Source organism: Microcoleus sp. PH2017_09_SFU_O_A, from assembly GCF_020738625.1.
Classification (GTDB): domain Bacteria; phylum Cyanobacteriota; class Cyanobacteriia; order Cyanobacteriales; family Microcoleaceae; genus Microcoleus.
Window position 1 is genome coordinate 1 of record NZ_JAEQCF010000054.1, and the last position, 19902, is coordinate 19902.

A 19902-nucleotide genomic window follows, 5' to 3' on the forward strand; every position below is an offset into this window, starting at 1 on the left:
AGGTGTCATCACCCTCAAAACGTAGTTGTAACTGAGGCTGGCTATCTCTTCACCTTTAGGTACTGGTTGTCCTGTTATGTCCGGTGATTGGTGGATAGCACTTTTAACCAATCTCGATACTAATCGCGTAAGCGAAGCAGACCGAAGGTATCGCCCCAACATCCCCAAATCATGACAACTCCCATCACCCAGTAGGGACACGACACAGCGCCGTGTCCTTAATCGTAGCTTATCGACGACAGCCTTCGGCGATCGCCCTTAACACCGCTAGCCGCACTTCAGGATGCGATTTTTCAAGGCCGTTAGCCCGAAAAATCCAGTGTCCGCCGCCCGCGTGCTCGATCGCAATCTTCTGTCCGTCAGGCAAAACGATTTGCCACCAATTCAACACAGTGGCTTTAATCAGTTGGCACTGAATCTGGGTCAATTGAGCCTCCATCAGCTTCAGTTGACGCATGATTGGGTTTTGGGCAGATGACTTCATTATTTTGTTCCTGAAATAAATTGGATAGTTTCTCGACTGGAATTTCTGTTTGCTTATTTTTCAGCTTATTTTCACTTGGAGAGCTTTTCGCTTTTACTTTACCTTCCGAACTTTTCGCCTTCACCTCCCTTTTACCACCTTTTGGCTCATTTTTTACTCCAAAACCTTTAGATTTAACTTTGGCTGGAGCAGAATTTGAAATCTGTTCCGCTGCGGGCTTCTTAAACTCCGCGTCCAATTGGTCTAAAATCTCCTCTTGTTCGGGAGTGTGTTCCGCCGGCTGCTCTACAATTCTGGGGTTGTATTCGTCAACCAGCCGCCCCAAAAATTCCGAAATTGACATTCCCGCAGCGGCTGCTTTTTTGGTCAACAGGGCGTAGGTGTCGGTTTTAATCCGAATTTGTTTTAACCTGAGGTTGGGATTGTTGTCAACTGTTTCGGCTATCGTTATTGCTGTAATCCTTTCTTTGGGGATGACATCCACAACTTCTTGCCACTTTTCCTGTAAAGCACAGTCGCCGTATTGATCTGTGACTGCGTGTTTGAACAAGGGGACAACTTGAGCGACGCAGCTAGGCAAAATCTCAAATCCGGCTTTTATTAAGCGCAGGCAAATTGCCGCAGATTTGATAATTTGCGTGCAATAAAAATACTGTCTGCCTAAGGCTTGTTCGCAGTAAATTTTGAAAGTTTTGAACTTGTCTTTGTACAAGCGCAGTTTTCGGATCGCGTCCAGCATGATCCCTTGTCGCACGTAGTCGAGGAATCCTCTTTTTATTTCGCCTGTCAGATACTCTAAATCGTGAAAGGGCGATTGATTCTGGATTTCTTCTTCAAAGTCTAGCAGCGGGCCTGCGAAGTGAAAGTTGGAGGCGATATCGCCTAGGTAGAAGTTGTCGGTAGATGTGGTCATGATCGGGAAGGGGTCGAGAAAGGGAACGATAGCACGGAAGTTGGGCGATCGCAAAGTGGAATTTTTGGTCGGGATTTTTGGTACAATTTTGAGCTGGGCTGTGCTGTAGGTCGATCGACCTTTTACACGGCATTACCTCCTGGAGAGGTTCAGGGAAACGAGCTTGAGGTATGCACTCAAGCCCCAAAAATACTAAGGGTATGCAGGTGCATAATTGATAGACACTACAAATAAGGCGGTTCTTCAAACCTGCATTTTGACTTTGGAGGCTCAGTGAGCTGCCCTTGTTGTGCCTGCCAACATGAAGTTTACGTCTTATTACAGCCTTTGTCAAGACGTTTGCATCATGAATATTTTGTCCTATGATAGAAGAAGATTTACAAGAAAAGGAGAAGTCTCCATTGAGGCTACTCAGAGAACAAGCTGGACTAACACGCCCTCAAGTCAAAGAAAAAATCGGAATTTCCGAGCGAAGACAAGCTGACTGGGAATTAGGCAAGGCTCTGCCTAATGCTGAGAATATACTTGCTATGGCTAACCTGTACCAAGTTTCTCTCAAGACTATGTTTGAGGTTTTAGGGTTAGACGTAACCAAAATTCCCGATGACTTACCAAATCGTGAGCCCTCACCCAACGAGAACTAACAAGTACAGCGAAGTCACGATCTGGATTTTTGGTACAATTTTGAGTTGGGCTGTGTTGTAAGGTCGATCGACCTTTTACATCGCATCACCTCAAGGCGGCTATTCAAACTTGGACGTTTGGACTGTTCGGCCTGACCGACCGACTTGTGTTATGTCGCTTTTGTCTCATTATGAGATGTCGATTTAATTTTGTCAAGTATGACATCTCAATTTGAGATTTTATGTTACAATGTCATCAAGAAAAGAACGAAGACAGGAGGGCAATTCACCATTGGAAGCCCTAAGAATCAACAAAACAGACTTATCACAAGATGAGTTTGCTTTTAGATGCGGGATTCCGCGGGCCACATATCATAGATGGATATCTGGAGCCACAGAACCAAAATTTTCTCTCTTTCAGTTGAAAGCTATTTGCCGAGAACTAAAAATAGAAAAAATAGATGAACTTCCAGAGAGCTTTGGGCCGAATTAGCAATTAAATTAAACCAACAGATACAATTTTGAGTTGGGTTGTGCTTTCAGGCTTGCCGGCTGCTTGCTATGCCTTTATTCGTAGTTTAGTCAGGCTTCCTGTCTTTGTCAAGGGTAAACTACGAAACATTCTGCATAATGAATCAAGAAGTACGGGATTTATACGAAATGAGCCTTGCGGAAATTAGAGAATACAGGGGCTTTAGTCGCCGTGAGCTTAGCCTGCAACTGACGGGGAAAGTTTCTGAAGATACTTTGTATTCCATAGAAAAAAGAAAACAAAAACCCAGAGTTGATACTGCAATAGCCATTTGTACAGCCCTAAATATTAGCTTGAAACAGTTCTGTCACTCGATCGGGCTAGATGTGTCAGGACTTGTTGATGATTACGTGCCGCCGAGGGACAGCTAACCAACAGAGCGAAGTTTTGGTCGGGATTTTTGGTACAATTTTGAGTTGGGCTGTGTTGTAAGGTCGATCGACCTTTTACATGGCACCACCTCCTCGGAGTTCAGAGAAAGGGGCTTAAAGTATGCACTCAAACCCCAAAAATAGGCTCTTGTATGCCAGCACAATTGATAGACAGCACAAGCAAGGCGGTTATTAAAACCTGCACGTTTTGAACTTGAAGGCTCGCCGACCACCTTCTGCCATGTCCGTCACTTACAACTTTAGTTGGATAATTCTAATTTGTCAACTAAAGTTGTATAACTTTAGTTTAAATGAATCAAGATATAGACTATCTCAAACCAGAAACTATTCAAGAAGCTATCCAATTGGCTGAAGCTACGCAGGAACAACTAGCCCGAAACCTAGGAGTTTCTCTAAATACAGTGAATTCCTGGGTTAATTGTCGGAAAATGCCACGGGCGGATAATTTTTTCGCCCTATGCAGGGAGTTAAAGCTTTCGCCCAAAACCGTCGCTAGATTGCTACGCATCGATATCTCCAACATTCCTGACGATATCCCTTTGGTAAAATCGCCCTCACGATCGGACAACTAACAAGCACAGGGAAGTCATGGTCGGAATCTTTGGTACAATTTTGAGTTGGGCTGTGTTGTAGGTCGATCGACGATTGACATCGCATCACCTCCTCGGAGTTCAGGGAAAGGAGCTTGAGGTATGCACTCAAGCCCCAAAAATACTAAGGGTTATGCAGGTGCATAATTGATAGACACTACAAGTGAGGCGGTTATTCAAACCTGCATTTTGATCGAAGGAGGCTTGCCAGGCCGCCTTTGTTTTGCCTATCTACTAGCAGTTTAGTGCCAGATACCAACTTTGTCAAGCACTATTTTGCTAGCAATTAATTGCTATAGTTAATGGAAGCTGAAGACCGAGAAACGATAACCTTGAAAAACCTGAGAGAAAGTGCAAATTTGACCCAACCCGAACTTAGTCGTCGAATGGGGGTAGGAATTCGCATTATTGGTGATTGGGAACGAGGAGAAGCCATTCCTCGCTTCGATCGCGTCATTGCTCTGGCGCGGGAGCTAGGCGTACCTCTAAAAACACTTGCTAGATGTATGGGATTAGACGTAGCCAAAATTCCCGATGACCTACAAGCATTAAGTGTACTTCATCTTTCGACGGAGGTCAAGAAGCCAGAATCAGTGAAACAAGCTTCATGTATTAGGGAAGAAAATTCGCAAGAAAAGGAAAAGTCTCCATTAAGGCTTCTCAGAGAACAAGCTGGGCTAACCCGCCCTCAAGTCAAACAACATATCGGCGTTTCTGAGCGGATGCAAGCTGACTGGGAATCAGGAAAGTCTATGCCAACTGTTGAAAACGTGGCTGCACTGGCTAACCTATACCAAGTTTCTCTAAAAACTATGTTTGAGCTTTTAGGATTAGACGTAACTAAAATTCCCGATGACTTATCCAGTAGATCGCGAGGGCGATCGGACAAATAACGCGCAGGGGTTAATTCTTAGGTACGTAGTTGCGCTTCAGCGCTCTTTCCGATATCCCAAAAAGAGCGCTGAAGCGCAACTACGTACCTGGGAGCCCTTTGATCCCTCAATCGGTAATTTTCCCTCTCAGAGCCTTAATCTGCCCCCGCTTGGTTTTGCTGTCAAGACGCTTGCGCTGGGAACTACGAGTCGCTTTGCTGGGTTTGCGCCTTTTCGGGATGACGATCGCACTTTTGATCAATTCTTGCAGCCGCCTCAAAGCCTCCTCGCGGTTTTGTTCCTGGCTGCGGTGCTCCTGTGCTTTGATGATAATCACACCTTCGGAGGTGATTCGCCCATCGTTGAGTTGCAATAAACGCTCTTTGTAGCGATCGGGTAATGAAGAAGCTGGGATATCAAAGCGCAGGTGAATAGCACTCGCCACCTTATTTACATTTTGTCCGCCCGCGCCTTGGGAGCGAATGGCGCTAATCTCAATTTCGCGATCGGCAATAAATACTGTGTTGGAAATTTCTATCATGATTTATTGATAATTCTTAGCTGTCAGGATGAATTCGATGAGTTTTTTTCTATCCCATAACTCTACGTCGTTAGATTTGGCAAGTTTGCAAGCATTTTCTGTAAATCTGTTGTTGGTGATGACTCTGCCTTTATTTCCGTTGTAATGTCTGACGGCTCCTGCTACTTCTTGAACTGCTTTAATCCCAACTGGATTTTTGCTTCTTTTTGCTTGAACTACTGTTTTCGATCCGTCTTTGTACAAAATCAAATCTGCTCCATAATCTTGACTGTCTTGAGTTAAAGTGACGCTATAACCACAGTTTCTAAAATGGACAGCTAGAAATTTTTCAAACTCTTTGCCAGTCATTGCATCCACTTCGAGAATACCGCTGTCTGATAAAAGTTTTTTTGATTCTTCTTCTTTAATTGTATCAAATACCAATGCTGCAATATCACCGATAATGGCAGCGGCTCTTACTAGAAAAGGTTTCATAAAATTACACTTACTTTAAAGAGATATCTATAGTTTATAATACAAAGTGGCGAGTTGTTCGTATAGACGAGGTTGAAGACTATGACGAAATCGCATGATATCATTCGAGAACAAGACCGGAGATTGGGAGAATTAATGGCGATCCTCTTCGAGGGCTTCGCTAACGTCCGTCAGCGATTCCTGGATGCAGGCGACGATCCCCGACACCCGCCATCAGGTTTAAAAGGCGATGATTACATGACAGACGCAGAAAGACAAAAAGCACTCACGATCGCCCGATCGCTCTTTAACGACGAATATATTAAAAGCTATCTCAAAAACAAACGTCAAAACAATTTGCAACCCCAGATTAATTAGTAAGGTGCGCCGAAACGCACCCTACAAAAACTAATTAATCAGCAGTACCAGTTTGCAGCGACTCTTTCGCAGCCTGAGTCCACTCAGAGTGGAAGAACTCGCCACGCGGCTTGTCAGTGCGCTCGTAGGTGTGAGCCCCGAAATAATCGCGCTGAGCTTGCGTCAGGTTTTGCGGGAGTCGATCGCGCCGATAGCTGTCGAAATAGTCCAGGGACGCGCTGAAGGCCGGTACAGCGATACCCAGCAGGCTAGCCGTAGATAACACTTCGCGCCAAGCTGATTGGCGATCGAGAATGCTCTGTTTAAACTCTGGCGCTAACAGCAAATTCGGCAGTGCGGGATCGTCCTTGAAAGCTTTTTTAATCTTGTCCAAAAATCCAGCCCGAATGATACAGCCGCCCTTCCAAATGCGGGAAATTTCGCTCAAACTCAAGTCATAATTATACGACTTTGAGGCCGCGCTCAACAGCGCCATACCTTGGGCGTAGGAGCAAATTTTCGAGCAGTAAAGAGCATCCCGAACTTTGTTCACAAACTCTTTAGGATCGCCTTCGTACTTGGTGGTAGGCCCCGTCAGTTGTTCCGAAGCTTTGACGCGCTCTGCTTTGTAAGAAGACATGATTCTGGCATTCACAGCAGCGATAATTGTGGGAATGCTCACGCCCAATTCCAAAGCACTCATTACAGTCCAGCGACCAGTACCTTTTTGACCGGCAGCATCCATAATTACCTCAACTAAGGGTTGCTTAGTTTCCGGGTCAATGTATTTGAAAATATTAGCCGTAATTTCAATCAAAAACGAGTTGAGTTCGTCAGTTGTATTCCATTCGGCAAAAACTTCCTGCAACTCCTGGCCGCTGAGTCCACCGACGTTTTTTAGCAAATCGTAGGCTTCAGCAATGAGCTGCATATCCCCGTACTCAATACCGTTGTGCACCATTTTCACATAGTGACCGGCACCGCCAGGGCCGATGAATGTGACGCAGGGGCCGTCATCTACTTGAGCCGCTATTTTGACGAGAATTGGCTCTAATTCCTTGTAGGCTGCCAGCGTGCCACCGGGCATCATGCTAGCGCCATTCAGTGCGCCTTCTTCGCCGCCGCTAATGCCCATGCCGACAAATCCCAGTCCGGCAGCTTCTAAATCTTTGGTGCGACGTTCGGTGTCATCGTAGAGGGAGTTGCCGCCGTCAATAATCATGTCATTGGGGTCTAGCATGGGTTTGAGCTGGTCAATTACCGCATCTACGGCTTTGCCAGCTTGTACCATGACTAAGATTCTTCGAGGACGTTCTAGAGCTTCGACGAATTCCGCCAGAGTCTTGGTGGCTACAATGTTTTTGCCCTGGGCCCGTTTTGCCATGAATTCGTCGGTTTTGGCTGCTGTGCGGTTGTATACCGCTACGGAGAAGCCTCTGCTTTCGACGTTGAGGGCTAGGTTTTCGCCCATAACTGCTAGACCGATTAAACCAAAATTTTGCTTTGCCATAAAAATACTCGGTAAGTGGGAAACTCAGAGTCTTTAGACCTGAGAGGGAATTTACTCTTTGTGGAACAGGCCGGAAAGCCTGTTAAGCGAGCATGATGCAAGATGTCAGTTTAAGTGTATTTTTATATTCAAAAAATTGATGTTTGGTGAATCACTAGGGTTTTTTTAAGATTTAAGCGATATTAGCGATATTAAAGAGAGCGGTGAGGGATAATGAGACGGATATTAATTCGATCGCAGTAACGATAGATACAGATAAGCGGACATTTTGAGGAAAATTTAGGAGACTGTTGTAATTATGGAAGATTTGCAGTATCTGGCAGCCTGGGTGAAGGAGCAACACGCTCGGGAGTATATTTTGACTTGGCTGCTGAGTCAACAGGGGCTGTGGTGGTCGGATGGAGAGATTTATCAGGCGGTTTTGCAAAAGTCGGGAAAGCTGTTGAAGGCTTACGTGCAAAAACGGCAGGCTGGAGAGTTGTTTGAGGGGATTTCTGAGAAGTTGGTGGGAGATGAGAATTGGGATGATTTGGTGATCAGTTTGGGGCGAATTGTTGCTGTTTATCAGGAGGAATTGGTGAAGTTGCAAGAGCGCGATATGCGGGGGGATGGGCTAAAAAAAAAGTCAATTAGCCAACCTGTAAGTGGAGATTCTTTGTCGGTGTTGGAGGTGCAGCAAGCTTTGCCCGATCCTTATGCGGATACGCTGACTGGGAGATAGTCAGTTGGCAGTTGGCAGTTGGCAGTTGGCAGTTGACAGTTGGTGATTAGTTATTGGTTATTGGTTATTCGTAGCAGGCAAAAAATAACAATAATATCGTTTCTGGTTGCATCGGAATAGTCAGTGCTGTCCCCGCTCGCTACCCCAATAGCGAGCGGGGACAGCACTACATAATTCGGATGTCACCCGATTTGATATACAAAATAACCAATAACTAATAACAAGCAACCAATAACCAATATCTAAATATAGCTGCTAGCTTGACGGGTAAACATTGAATGGTATATTTCGCCCAATTCTATCAATTCGTCGTGAGTTCCGATTTCGACTATTTTACCATTTTCCATCACGGCGATGCGATCGGCAATTTTGGCCAATCCCAACCTGTGGCTGATGACAATCGTGGTTTTCCCGGCGGCGATTTGGCGGAAGATGCTGTAAATTTCGTGTTCTGTCTTGGGGTCGAGGGCGGCGGTTGGTTCGTCAAAAATTAGGACTTCGGCTGTATCAAGCCGCATTAAGGCGCGGGCGATCGCAATTCTTTGCCACTGTCCCCCCGATAAGTCTATGCCGTCTTCTAATTGTTTCCCCAACGGTGTCTCTAAACCTGCGGAAAGACTATTGACTTTTGCGCTAATTCCTGCTTCGGAAATAGCTTCGTTAATTGCGGTGTCATCCGACAGTGAAAGCAAGTCGCCAAAACCGACGTTTTCGCGCACTGTGGAGGGGAAACGGGCGTAATCTTGCATGACAACGGCGATGCGCGATCGCACGTATGCTAGAGGGTACGATCGCAAATCTTTGCCATTCCAGGCGATCGTACCACTTGTCGGGTCGTACAGGCGACCGAGGAGTTTGCCAAGAGTCGTCTTACCCGCGCCATTTTCCCCGACAAGCACTAGCATTTCACCCGGATTAATGGTTAAGTCGATATTTGCGATCGTGCTTTTAGTGCTACCGGGATAGCAAAAAGATAAATCCTTAATCTCGATACCAATTTTATCTTTTGTGGCACGGGCATCTTGCCCGTGATCTGATACTTGATTTGTGGCACGGGCATCTTGCCCGTAATCTTCTAAACTAGGCAAGCGAGATGCCACATTCAGCAGCGGAGACTGCAACTCGGGTTTGAGATCCAAAAGTTGAAAAATCGGACTGACGCCGAGGGAAATATCGTACAAATTAGTGTAATTACCAATCAGTAATTGCAAACTCGTCTCTACTTGGACAATCAAACCAGAATACAGCGCCAAATCTCCCAAAGTGTAGCGCCCTCCCAAAGCTCCCATCACCACATAAACAAATGGCAAGGCTACACCTATTCTACTAAATATCGACCACAAAAGTACAACAATCGCTCCTTTTTTTCGCACTTGCTGCATCTCGCTAAAAAACTGCAAATACTGACCATTCCAGCGTTTGAGCCAAAGTTCCTGCAAGCCAAACAAACGCAATTCTTTAGCATATTCTTCCCCTGTCAATACCGTAGCGGATAAGTTCATCTCGCGAGTGATTTTAGCTTGCTTTTTTTGAACTCTCCAGATAAGTTTGAGATATTTTCTTTCAATGTGAATTGAGGGAAGTGATGACACCACCATCACCACAGGAACCCACCAAGCTATTGATGCAGCCAGGCCGATCGAGGGAATGAAGATACAAATTCCCGTGATTGTCATGCTGATGGTGAATGCTAGTTGCTGTACTTGTTTAACTCCGGTTTTGGCAAGTTCTAATATATTTAATAGTTCGGGGTTTTCAAACAGGGCGATATCGTCGAAATTGGCGACTTTTTCGAGGACTTTTCCTTCAACTCCGCCTTGCACTCGATCGCGCAAAGATGTTGCAGCAAAAGAACTCATGGTTTCGATTGAATCGCTGACTAACTTGAGAGTTAAGACTCCGACAATACTCCACAGCAAGATTGGGTGGGAAAGCATCAAAGCTAAAGGTTGTGCCGTTTGGGTTCGTGACAGCAACCGAGATACTTCATCAATGATTAGTTTATCTAAAACAAGCACGCCAGATGGGGCGGCACCGCGGATGATGTTGAGTATGATTAAATTGCGGAGTTCGATCGGTGCGGCTTTGATTATCAGGCTTAGGCTGCGCCGCAAAGCTTGGAATGTGGTGATTTGGATGGGTTGCATAGTTTGTGGGTAGGTGTCGGGTCTACTCATCCCCTCCCGTTATATTATAGATGATGAGTTGATTAATTGTCGTTGGCGAGCGCATAATTTCTCTTTTTTTCTCCTCACGTTTCCCAGGTTGGTTGAAAACTTATGAGTGCATTCATAGCTCGTTGTAAACTGGGGGAATTAGTCTGTGCTGATGCAACCTGCCAACTTTGATTGACAAACTGGATGAGTTGACCGTTATAGTCTTTACCAATTTTTGCGGTACTATTACGATCGGGGACAATCCCCTCCCGCAGATTTCGCTTCCTTGACTTTTTAGCCAGAGTGATTAAAAGCTGTTTGGGATCGGAAATTCGATCCACATCGCCAGGAATTAAGTCTACTGAAATACCCAGAAATTCGGCAAATCCCTCCCGATGTGCAAGTAACCACGCTTCCACTTCTTTAACCGCAATCCGAAACAGCAGATTAGGATGTTTTGGTTGAGTTAGCCACTCGGAAAGAATTACTAGCGGACAGTCTGCATTATCCAAATCAGTTAATACTAAGTATGGCATTCCCTTCGCCGCATGATTTAATCCAGGAAGAATCTTTTTGATTTTGCCATATCCTCTCTGGTTCAAGCAATTTCCCACTGAAAATCGACGTTGAGACTGTTTAAGCATTTCTTTAAGAACTGCTTCACTCAGTACATCCTCAAACACTAAATTGATGGGAATATCCGTCATTTGAATAAACTGAGTTGTTCGATGGCGGGCGGTGCTGTGAGAGGAAGTGCAGCATCAGCTATACTTAAACCTCCTTCTAATAGCATTGTTATTTGTTCGTTACTAGAGGCAAGTTTTACTTGAGTTCCTTCAGCAGTCGGTGTCATTAGCAGCACCTCTTCGCCGCCAATGCCTTTGTCTGAGAGCAAATCGGCACTATGGGTACTGAGAATAACCTGTCGCTTTCTCGGACGCTGAAGGCGATAAATCAGAGACGGTAGATTGCTAACAATCGCCGAATTTAAGGAGAGTTCTGGTTCTTCTAGTAACAATAATGAATCAGTTTCTAACAGCGACCAAAGCAAACCAATTAACCGTAACGTTCCGTCAGAAAATTGGTCTTCCCGTTGTTTCCCCGCTCCGGGCCGCCAATGTTCGTAAACAGCTTCTAAATGCGGAACTCCCATCACATCTTTGGTATCTGTGAGGTTTTTCAATTGTGGTACAGCTAACTTTAAAGCATCTTCAATTTTTTTTAATCGTGATTTTCGGGTTTTTTCGGGAGTTTTAGCAACTCGCTCTAAAAAAGTTCTACCAAAAGGATCTTCGGAAAGTCCAGGAGTAGCAAAAGCTTCGGGATGACGAACTAACTGAGGAATTAAATGTAAATATAAAATCGATTCTAAAAATTTAGCAATTTCTCTAAATTCTGCATTAGCATTAATTTGCTCTAAATAAGTCTGGGTGAGACGTAGCTCATCGTTCTCATCTTCTTGAGTAGGGCGATCGATAATTTGCCGATCGCCCTTCCAAACTCGCTCGTAGGCAACAATCGGCTCATTTTTCCCACCTTTTTTCTGTTTAATTCCCAGCCCATACCTCCATAATGGCTGTTCGGAATTAGATTCTGAAAGGTGAATTTCTATTTCTACATCGGGATATCGACGTGCATAAAGACTGCGAATTTTTGAGACGCCGCCTCGATCGCTCACGGCTTTCTGCAATCCGCCTCCTGCTTTGGCCAGATCCCGCAAAAAGCGCAATGAATCGAGAAAGTTTGACTTACCACAGGCATTCGGGCCTACCAGAAAAACGCGATCGCGCAACTCAACATTCACTGACTGAAAATTGCGCCAATTTTGCAGAACTATATGGGAGATAATCATTATTTTAACCTAATCAAGAAATACTTAATCATAGAGTTAATTTTTACTAGCGTTTTAGTGAGAATCAGAATTGTCAGGATTGATTAGTGAGTAGCTGCTTTCAAAAAGATCCAGATAGGGTTTGTAACGATAAAGTCTGTTGCGTTGCCAACCTGTGACTTCATCAAGCAAAGCAATTTCTACAAATTTATCGACTATTTTCCTAGCTGTTGCGTAACTACATTGCAATTCGTTTTCTACTAAACGAATATTCACGATTGGGTGCTGGAAAAGTATATCTAGCAAGCGCAAACCATAACTGCTACTGGAAATTTGCTGACCGATAATTTCGCGGTGATTTTCGCGCATTTCCAGAATAGAACGGGCTGTAGTTGTTGCTGACTGGCTGACTTCAAAAATACCTTGAAGAAAAAACTTTAACCATCCTTCCCAATCTCCATGAGTGCGAATTGCCATCAGGCGATCGTAATACTCTATTCTGTGAAACTTTAGATAATGACTGAGGTATAGTAAAGGCTTTTGTAGGATTCCTTGCTGACAAAGCAGAAAAGTAATTAGCAATCGTCCAATCCGTCCATTTCCATCTAAAAATGGGTGTATTGTTTCAAATTGAGCGTGAGCTAATCCGCAATGAATCAGTACAGGTAAAGAATTGGTATCGTGCAAAAATCTCTCTAGGTTGTCGAGAGATTGGTGCATTTCTGCAACTGTTGGAGGTACATAGGCCGCAGTACCCAGGTTACAACCTTGAGGGCCAATCCAATTTTGACTTTTCCGAAATTCTCCCGGTGTGCGATCGCTTCCTCGCACGTCTTTGAGTAATTCTGTATGAATTTCTCGCAGCAAGCGCAGACAAAGTGGAAATTCTTGAAGCCGCTTTAAACCGTAGTTCATGGCGTTAACGTAGTTAACAACCTCTTGCACATCTTTAAAGCGTTCTTGACCTTTGACATCAATTTCATATTGAAGTACGTCCTCTAGGGTGCTTTGCGTTCCTTCAATTTGCGAACTAAGAACGGCTTCCTGACGGACGTACATCGCTACGAATAGGTCAGGGTTGGGCAAAATAGAGGTAGCACCGTCTAGTCTTCCCAAAGCCCGATCGGCATTGGAGAGCAAGCGATGAAGCTCTGCGTCCATTTTAATGGGCGGTTCGGGAGGGAGGGGCGCTGGAATGAAGGCGCTGTATCCTTCAGTTTGTTGGACGTATCGACCAGATCGCATCATTGGGTGACGGAGGGACAAAGGTTGAGGTCTTGTTATCTTATGTTATTCCAGTGAAATAAGACGGCGGTCGCGGAATCTTATTATAGCAAAAGTCTTTTTAGTATAATAAGATTGCCAGGACAGGCCAACTCGATCGCAATACGAGGATACAGCAGTGCTGTGTCCCTACGGATATGGTTGAGACAGGAGGACACAGCAGTGCTGTGTCCCTGCGGATATGGTTGAGAACCTTGCGTGACATACCCGGCACTCATTTTGTAAACAAATAGAGTGCAGGCTTCCTCTTTCAACGGGAGAGCCTCGACGCGAGCCATCTCTAAGCTGGTCTTATCCTCCCTCCGTAGGTTTTACTCACCTTTATTTTATGTGGTACTTACTAGCAAGATAATTACTTATCTTTTCCGGCAGACTCCCTGTGTCCCAAGGAGTAGAATTGTTGATTTTTTCACCCATCCATCAGCTCTTTTATGGCTTAGCGGGATATTGGGGCTACCAGTCAGAAACTGATAGGTGGTGTCTAGCCTTTATACAACGGAAAGTTCGCCCACCACGGCTACTCTTGTCATCTCCGGTTAGTTCGATCCTATCATGGATTCGCTATCGCTCAATTTCTTTGCTGCTCGTTTTCATCCCGTCACTCATCCTGTAAACGGATAGAGTGCGGGACTTCCCACTCGTATTAGTTAAAATATCAAACGCCGCACCGTGCCATCATCTGTAAATTGCTGTTCCCCAATCCCCACAACTTCGACAGTAATTTCGCGCTCCGAAATCGCAAATTCCCCCTCCCGCGCCGCAATTTCAACTATCATTTTTCGCCCTTCCAAATACACCTTGTAATTAGTCGTAGCCCAGACAGCTTGTTCGTACTCAAAACTGTGTCCATCGTCCTCATAAAGCGTCCATTCACCAGTTCCGGGCCAAATTCGCATTTTCAATGAATCGATCGCCCTTTCCTCAACAAATTGCCTCACAGGGGCGATCCTCTTCGAGGGCTTCGCTAACGCAATTATCCCCCCACCGCGCGCGTACAACGGCATTCTCTCCACAGGTGCATCAGCCAAAATGTGCGTCGGGCCCTGATAGCATTCGCCCGTCCACCAATCGTACCAAGTCCCCTCCGGCAAATACACGGCGCGATGCTCAACTCCCTGTCGGTAAACGGGTGCAGCCATCAGCGATGGGCCGAGCAATACTTGATCGTAAAGGTGATAAGTTGTACGATCGCGCGGAAAGTGATAAAGTAGCGGTCGCAAAATCGGTGTTCCCGCGATCGCAGCTTCCCAAAAAAGCGTGTAAATGTACGGCAATAACTGATAGCGTAAATTGATGTATTCGCGGCAAATCTGCTCGGTGCGATCGCCAAAAACCCACGGTTCATGTTGCGCTGTCGTCATCGCCGAATGACCGCGCATCAACGGATACAGCATCCCCATCTGCATCCACCGCGCGAACAATTCAGCCGTTGCATTCCCCGCAAAGCCGCCGATGTCGCAACCGACAAAGGCGACGCCGGAAAGCCCCATGTTGCAAAGCATTGGTAGCGACATTTCTAAGTGTTCCCACTGCGATTGATTGTCGCCCATCCACACGGAGGAGTAGCGCTGCACCCCCGCAAATCCCGATCGCGTCAACACAAAAGATCGATCGCCCCCTCGGACTTTTTGCAACCCTTCCGCACAAGCTTTCGCCATCATCAACCCGTACAAATTGTGGGTTTCGGCGTGAGTTGTGCGATCGAATTCCGGGCCCTGCGGTGCATCCAGCGGAAACCAAATGTGTTCGCCACCATCGCCAAAAGGTCGATCGGCGATCGCAGGTTCGTTCATGTCGTTCCAAATCCCCGCAACGCCCATATCTGTCAGGCTTTTGTGCAATTCGCCCCACCACTGGCGCACGTCGGGGCGCATGAAGTCGGGAAACACGGCTTTGTCGGGCCAAACGTAACCGTGGAAAAGCTTTCCGTCGGCGGTGCGGACGAAATAGTCGTTTTCCACACCGCGATCGAATATTGGATAATCTGCTTCCGGTTCGTACTTGACACCGGGATCGACAATCGTCACCACTTTAAAGCCCGCTGCTTTCAAATCTGCGATCAGTTTCGCCGGATCGGGGAAGCGCTGCTGGTTCCAAGTGAAAACGCGGTAGCCGCGCATATAGTCGATGTCGAGGTGGATGACATCGCAGGGAATGCTGCGATCGCGAAATTCCCGGGCCAACTCCCGCACAACGTCCTCGGATTCGTAGCTCCAGCGGCACTGGTGGTATCCCAGCGCCCATTTTGGCGCGAGTGGCATCCGGCCGGTGAGCTGGGTGTAGGTGGCGAGAATTTGGGCGGGTTCGGGGCCGTAGATGATGTAGTAGTCGAGTTCCGTGTCTCGGGTTTCCATCCGCAAAACCCCTGGTGTTTCCGCGCCGATGTCGAATTGACTCCAAAATGTGGTGTTGAAAAAGATGCCGTAAGCGCGATCGGGATTCAGGGCGATGTAAAATGCGATCGCCTGGTACATTTCATCGGTGACGGAATTGTAGTCGAGGGCGTCAATTGTCCAGTTTGTCTTGACTTCGGAGAGTTTGTCGAGGAAGCCGGTGCGTTGGCCGAAACCGTAGAAGTGTTCGTCTGTTTCGATGCGCTTCCAGGCGGCGGTTGCACCTGTGCGCCATCCCATCGGGCGATCGCAGTCGCTAGCAAAGGGTTTTCCTGATTTGTCAAAGCATTCGATGGCAGGGCGATCGCGCTTGACAGAAATTGTTATTTGTGCTGTTTCAATTTCGATTTTTTCCGCTGTTTCTCGCACTTCAAAAGGTACAATTTGCCATTCTTCGTCGGGGAGAGTTACGGAGTGCGATCTATCTTTAAATTCACCTGTCGGGGACATTCGCACTCGAATTAAATTCGGCGCGAGGATGCTGATTTTGAGAGAGGAGTTGGTACAGTTGAAGTGAATTGTGTGATCGGTTTTGTCGATCGATTGTATAGAGCCAATAATTGACCAAGGCTGTTCGGTAGTTTGGAGTTTTCCGAAGTATTGCGGCATATACTATGACTCGAAATATTATAAATTGTCGTTTGATGAGTTAAGGGTTGTCATCTGGCAAAAGGAAGAAACAAGTAAATCAACCTCATCAAACATAAAACTCTCTCCCTGTTAAAAACCCGATCTACTTCCCAAATACTTGCAAAATCCTCTGCACTCCGTTCTTTTCTAGCCTCTCAAACTGCTGCCGTTCATCAGCATTAAAAACAGTTGTCACTTCTTTATCTGACATCTGTGCTTCCAACACTCCACGGTTGAAGAAAACAACTTCACCCGTACCAAAAAAGACGATCGCCCTTACCCGATCGCCTTTTAGCCAAAATCCCACTCCATCTCCCACTTCCACCAGGGCTTCCGATGCACTGACAATGGTTTTACCGCCATTGGTAGAACACATGATGTAGCTAATATTTTTGACGGTTTTTGTGGCTTTTTGACAGGGTTGAGCCTGAAGTTGTTTCAATTCTAGATCGTAATTTTCCCGATTCATGACAGGCTTAATTTGATTTAGCAAACAGCGATCGGGTATACCATCACCATCATCATCCATGCGGATGTCGTCCTGTTGTCCGTCGCGATCGCAATCAATCGCCGGCCCGATGATCTGTCTGCTGGGTTTCGCCGATTGTGCTAGTGCACCGCCACTGATGGCAGAGCTTAATAATAGCAGGGCGATCGGCAATAATTTGAAAAGCATCATATTGAAAAAATATCCTCGGTCAAATTTTAGCACCATGCTGTTTTAATAGCTTAATAATTTGCAGATTAGAAGATTTATCGGCAATACTTAGGAATGAGAATTAAATAACTTACAATTTTTATTGTTCTTGTGGGATGGGCGTCCCGCCCGTCACGAAAGGACGGGCGGGACGCCCATCCCACAAATATGTGTAAATTATTTAATTCGCGATCCTTAGATGCTATCTCTTCATTCATGTGCTCGATAACCACCAAAGTAATATCATCAAACACCTTGACTAATAAGTGATGTTTGTTGAAGTATCTTCACAGGATACTAAGCTTGTTCGTTGATAGTTGCTGTTAACTCTGCCGGCAATTCAAACTTGCCATCGGCACCGGGTTCAAACTCAAAAACTTGCAACACAGCATCCACATTTAGCGGCCCGTAAATGTGCGGGTAATCCTCACCGGCGGCAAATTCATACTTAAGTTCAGATTCTATTTTTTCCGAGTCAATCCACAGCAGCAGCAATCCTGTTTGTCCTACAAAAAATTTATTGGCAGATTTCAAAACTTGCGGCAGAGTCGAACAGTGGATAAATCCTTCTGTATCTAGCGTATCTCCGCGATAGGATTGCACTTGTTTTGCTTCTTCCCACTGTTGGCTGCGGGTGATGTGAAAGATAACGCTCATAGTTTGATGGATTTTAAGTGCGATCGCCAATTGGCAGTAAAATCTGAGAAGGACAACTCCCGCCACAACTTACTGTCAGCGTCATAATTTTAGCATCAATTAACCGCGCTGCACCCGAAGGCGCGCCAGTTCCCGGATTCACGTCATAAGCTGGAAAACAAGCGGCACTCAAACTCAGGCGCATTGAATTCAGAAACTGGCATCTTGCCCGTTCCTACCTATTTCTGCAAGAGGTATACTGAAGTCCGAACGATCTAACTTAGCGCGTTTAGCTGTTTATTTTGCGGACTGAAGTCCTCACTACAAACCTAGCACGGCACGAGTACATCCGATCGCCCGAGAACCCTCATATCTTCCTCATCGAGTTCGACTGGTGTACCGCTGCGAATTAGTTCCACAAAATCCTCGTTTGGCACCATAATGCACAAAGTGTAAAGACGTTCGCTGCCCGTATTTTCAATGACGTGAGTGCCAGTTGGAGGCACTAACAAACTATCACCAGGTTTAATACTAACTGTTTTGCCGTCGCAAGTCGCTTGCCCTCTTCCTTTGAGTACAAAAAACATTTCTACCGCAAATTGATGGCGGTTGGGAGGAGTTTTTCCGCCCGGATCGAAAATCTCGATGCAAACAGTTAATGAGGCATTCGCGGTTGCCGGATCGAAAACTATGGCTAATCTATTAGTATCGCCCGGGCTGATGCGAAATGCTTGGTAGTCTTGAGGCGATTTCATCACCGGAATCATGCACTGGTTTGTCATTTTTTTATTCTTAGTTGTGAGTTGTTATAGCTGAAGGAAGAAGGAAGAGGGAAGAGGGAAGAGGGAAGCAGAACCCAGGATTTTAGCAATTAAGAACTTCCTAACCGTCTCGGACAGTTGCTATATGTTTCGGGTGCATCTCAATGAATGCAAATATACTCGTAGGGGCGAAGCATTTCGGCAGTAAATCTCTGATTCTGGTTCATAAATTATGTGCCGAAATGCTTCGCCCTTGCCAAAATGAGATGCACCCTATGTTTCTGCTGTCATTAGTGAGCATTCAGAGTCATTAGTCCGTGGCTCAACCTCCCCAGTTTATTGCTAATGACCAATGACTAATGACCAATGACCAATGACCAATAACCAATGACTAATAACTAATGACTAATGACTAATGACTAATTCCCTAGTTATTTAATTGCTTCTAACATAGCCTGAGAATCAGACAAAAACCCAAAACATTGTTTAACGTTATAAAGAGTAGCCTGCCAGCAATACTCTGGAGATGTGGTAGCTGTACAATCTTTGACTAAAATGCAGTCGTAGTTTAGAAAACAAGCATCTTGTAGGGTAGCCATGACACATTGATCGGCGTTGACTCCGCCAAAAAAAAGTGTAGTTCTTCCCAGGTTCCGTAGGATACTATCTAAAGGAGTATCCCAAAAGGCACTCATGCGATATTTATCAATGCAAATATCCTCTGGTTTCTGTTCTAATTCATCAACAACGGCGGCCGCCCAACTCCCCGCCATCAAAACAGATGCGCCGTTTTTGGGTAGCGGATCTCCCAAACCTACGCCCTCGCCCGTGGGATTGTAAACGTGGCGCGAAGCTGCGCTAATATTGAGCAAATCGGGGCGGTTTCCCCAGTTTATCCAAATAATGGGTACTGCGTGCGATCGCAATTTTGGCAGCAAATTTTGCAAAGGATTAATTGGAGTGCGCGCAGGGGTTACATCGACGCCGATGTGTGATAGCCAACCGTCGGGGTGACAGAAATCGTTTTGCATATCTATCACTAGCATCGCTGCTTTTGCTAAGTCCAATCGCAGGGTTTTCGTTTCTGTTTCTAGGGTAACAGGTTGAGGCGCGATCGGCGATCGGGTGATGTCGGCAATTTTAGCATCAACTTTCCAAGCATTTGGCGCAACGCCCAAGGTGCGGAGGCTATCTGGATTCATATTAGATTGCGACTGAAAAACCACTTCAATTTTATAACTCTTTGATTGTTGCTAACTTGCGATATCTTAAATCTTTGCTAAGATTAAGTCTCAGTATCAAACGTAACTGTTTCGATCTACTTGATGCTTTATTGAAATTAACCAAATTTAGGCAAAAAGTTTCTAGTTTCCAGGCTATTTTATCGTTCCCAGCCATAGCCTGGAAATTCCTTGCAGGAGGCTCTACCTCCAGTAAACCACAGGCGAGGCTCTTTCTCGCTTATATGCATTACCAGCCATAGCCTGGGAACGAGATTAAACGATATTTAAAAGGCTGAGAACGAG

At 45.7% G+C, this 19902-nt stretch carries 22 protein-coding genes; 7 read left to right on the plus strand and 15 right to left on the minus strand.

Features of this window, described 5'->3' with window-relative positions:
* Positions 1-229: 229 nt before the first annotated feature.
* Positions 230-427 (minus strand): hypothetical protein, encoded by a 198-nt coding sequence (locus JGK16_RS20245; protein ID WP_293176862.1) that lies wholly within the window; start codon positions 425-427, stop codon positions 230-232.
* Entirely contained in the window at positions 399-1397 is a 999-nt protein-coding gene (locus tag JGK16_RS20250; protein WP_293176864.1) for a hypothetical protein, read from the minus strand. The genes JGK16_RS20245 and JGK16_RS20250 overlap by 29 nt, the downstream gene beginning before the upstream one ends.
* Positions 1398-1759: 362 nt before the next feature.
* Between JGK16_RS20250 and JGK16_RS20255 the strand changes: the two genes are divergently transcribed.
* From JGK16_RS20255 to JGK16_RS20275, 5 genes are all read left to right on the plus strand, one after another.
* Positions 1760-2041 carry a helix-turn-helix transcriptional regulator gene (locus tag JGK16_RS20255; protein ID WP_293176866.1) on the plus strand — a complete coding sequence of 94 codons (282 nt, stop codon included), beginning with the start codon at positions 1760-1762 and terminating at the stop codon, positions 2039-2041.
* A gap of 229 nt (positions 2042-2270) precedes the next feature.
* On the plus strand, positions 2271-2513 hold the full coding sequence (locus JGK16_RS20260; protein ID WP_293176868.1) for a helix-turn-helix transcriptional regulator: 243 nt from the start codon (positions 2271-2273) through the stop codon (positions 2511-2513).
* A gap of 137 nt (positions 2514-2650) precedes the next feature.
* Positions 2651-2923: a helix-turn-helix transcriptional regulator gene (locus JGK16_RS20265; RefSeq protein ID WP_293176870.1), complete on the plus strand. Its 273-nt coding sequence runs from the start codon at positions 2651-2653 to the stop codon at positions 2921-2923.
* Positions 2924-3234: 311 nt separating this feature from the next.
* Complete coding sequence (locus JGK16_RS20270) at positions 3235-3516, plus strand: helix-turn-helix transcriptional regulator (protein ID WP_293176872.1); 282 nt, start codon at positions 3235-3237, stop codon at positions 3514-3516.
* 320 nt (positions 3517-3836) lie between these two features.
* Positions 3837-4427, plus strand: coding sequence for a helix-turn-helix transcriptional regulator (locus JGK16_RS20275; protein ID WP_293176874.1), 591 nt, complete (start codon positions 3837-3839; stop codon positions 4425-4427).
* A 106-nt stretch (positions 4428-4533) separates the two neighbouring features.
* On the opposite strand, the gene arfB is transcribed toward JGK16_RS20275, so the two are convergent.
* Both arfB and JGK16_RS20285 read right to left on the minus strand, forming a co-directional pair.
* Positions 4534-4947 carry an alternative ribosome rescue aminoacyl-tRNA hydrolase ArfB gene (gene arfB, locus JGK16_RS20280; RefSeq protein ID WP_293176876.1) on the minus strand — a complete coding sequence of 138 codons (414 nt, stop codon included), beginning with the start codon at positions 4945-4947 and terminating at the stop codon, positions 4534-4536.
* A 3-nt stretch (positions 4948-4950) separates the two neighbouring features.
* Positions 4951-5421, minus strand: coding sequence for a restriction endonuclease (locus tag JGK16_RS20285; protein WP_293176878.1), 471 nt, complete (start codon positions 5419-5421; stop codon positions 4951-4953).
* Between the two features lie 81 nt (positions 5422-5502).
* On the opposite strand from JGK16_RS20285, the gene JGK16_RS20290 reads away from it, so the two are divergent.
* Positions 5503-5778: a hypothetical protein gene (locus JGK16_RS20290; RefSeq protein WP_293192083.1), complete on the plus strand. Its 276-nt coding sequence runs from the start codon at positions 5503-5505 to the stop codon at positions 5776-5778.
* A 34-nt stretch (positions 5779-5812) separates the two neighbouring features.
* On the opposite strand, the gene gnd is transcribed toward JGK16_RS20290, so the two are convergent.
* Complete coding sequence (gene gnd, locus JGK16_RS20295; RefSeq protein ID WP_293176882.1) at positions 5813-7267, minus strand: decarboxylating NADP(+)-dependent phosphogluconate dehydrogenase; 1455 nt, start codon at positions 7265-7267, stop codon at positions 5813-5815.
* Positions 7268-7565: 298 nt separating this feature from the next.
* Between gnd and JGK16_RS20300 the strand changes: the two genes are divergently transcribed.
* Complete coding sequence (locus tag JGK16_RS20300) at positions 7566-7988, plus strand: hypothetical protein (protein ID WP_293176884.1); 423 nt, start codon at positions 7566-7568, stop codon at positions 7986-7988.
* 242 nt (positions 7989-8230) lie between these two features.
* Here the strand turns inward: JGK16_RS20300 and JGK16_RS20305 are convergent, their stop codons facing one another.
* The 10 genes from JGK16_RS20305 to JGK16_RS20350 all read right to left on the minus strand — a co-directional run bounded on the left by JGK16_RS20305 (position 8231) and on the right by JGK16_RS20350 (position 19578).
* Positions 8231-10135, minus strand: coding sequence for an ABC transporter ATP-binding protein (locus JGK16_RS20305; RefSeq protein WP_293203373.1), 1905 nt, complete (start codon positions 10133-10135; stop codon positions 8231-8233).
* 104 nt (positions 10136-10239) lie between these two features.
* Positions 10240-10851: a hypothetical protein gene (locus tag JGK16_RS20310; RefSeq protein ID WP_293192079.1), complete on the minus strand. Its 612-nt coding sequence runs from the start codon at positions 10849-10851 to the stop codon at positions 10240-10242.
* On the minus strand, positions 10848-11996 hold the full coding sequence (locus JGK16_RS20315; RefSeq protein WP_293192077.1) for an ATP-binding protein: 1149 nt from the start codon (positions 11994-11996) through the stop codon (positions 10848-10850). The genes JGK16_RS20310 and JGK16_RS20315 overlap by 4 nt, the downstream gene beginning before the upstream one ends.
* 54 nt (positions 11997-12050) lie before the next feature.
* Complete coding sequence (locus JGK16_RS20320) at positions 12051-13223, minus strand: Fic family protein (RefSeq protein WP_293176892.1); 1173 nt, start codon at positions 13221-13223, stop codon at positions 12051-12053.
* A gap of 683 nt (positions 13224-13906) precedes the next feature.
* Entirely contained in the window at positions 13907-16261 is a 2355-nt protein-coding gene (locus tag JGK16_RS20325) for a glycoside hydrolase family 31 protein (protein WP_293192073.1), read from the minus strand.
* A gap of 124 nt (positions 16262-16385) precedes the next feature.
* A complete protein-coding gene (locus JGK16_RS20330) occupies positions 16386-16961 on the minus strand; it encodes a hypothetical protein (RefSeq protein ID WP_293192071.1) in 576 nt (191 codons plus the stop codon).
* Between the two features lie 315 nt (positions 16962-17276).
* Positions 17277-17636 carry a DUF952 domain-containing protein gene (locus JGK16_RS20335; protein ID WP_293176898.1) on the minus strand — a complete coding sequence of 120 codons (360 nt, stop codon included), beginning with the start codon at positions 17634-17636 and terminating at the stop codon, positions 17277-17279.
* A 13-nt stretch (positions 17637-17649) separates the two neighbouring features.
* Positions 17650-17820, minus strand: a complete 171-nt coding sequence (locus tag JGK16_RS20340) for a hypothetical protein (protein ID WP_293192069.1) — start codon at positions 17818-17820, stop codon at positions 17650-17652.
* Positions 17821-17944: 124 nt separating this feature from the next.
* Complete coding sequence (locus JGK16_RS20345; RefSeq protein ID WP_293146325.1) at positions 17945-18397, minus strand: cupin domain-containing protein; 453 nt, start codon at positions 18395-18397, stop codon at positions 17945-17947.
* Between the two features lie 410 nt (positions 18398-18807).
* On the minus strand, positions 18808-19578 hold the full coding sequence (locus JGK16_RS20350) for an isochorismatase family cysteine hydrolase (protein ID WP_293176900.1): 771 nt from the start codon (positions 19576-19578) through the stop codon (positions 18808-18810).
* Between the last annotated feature and the right edge of the window lie 324 nt (positions 19579-19902).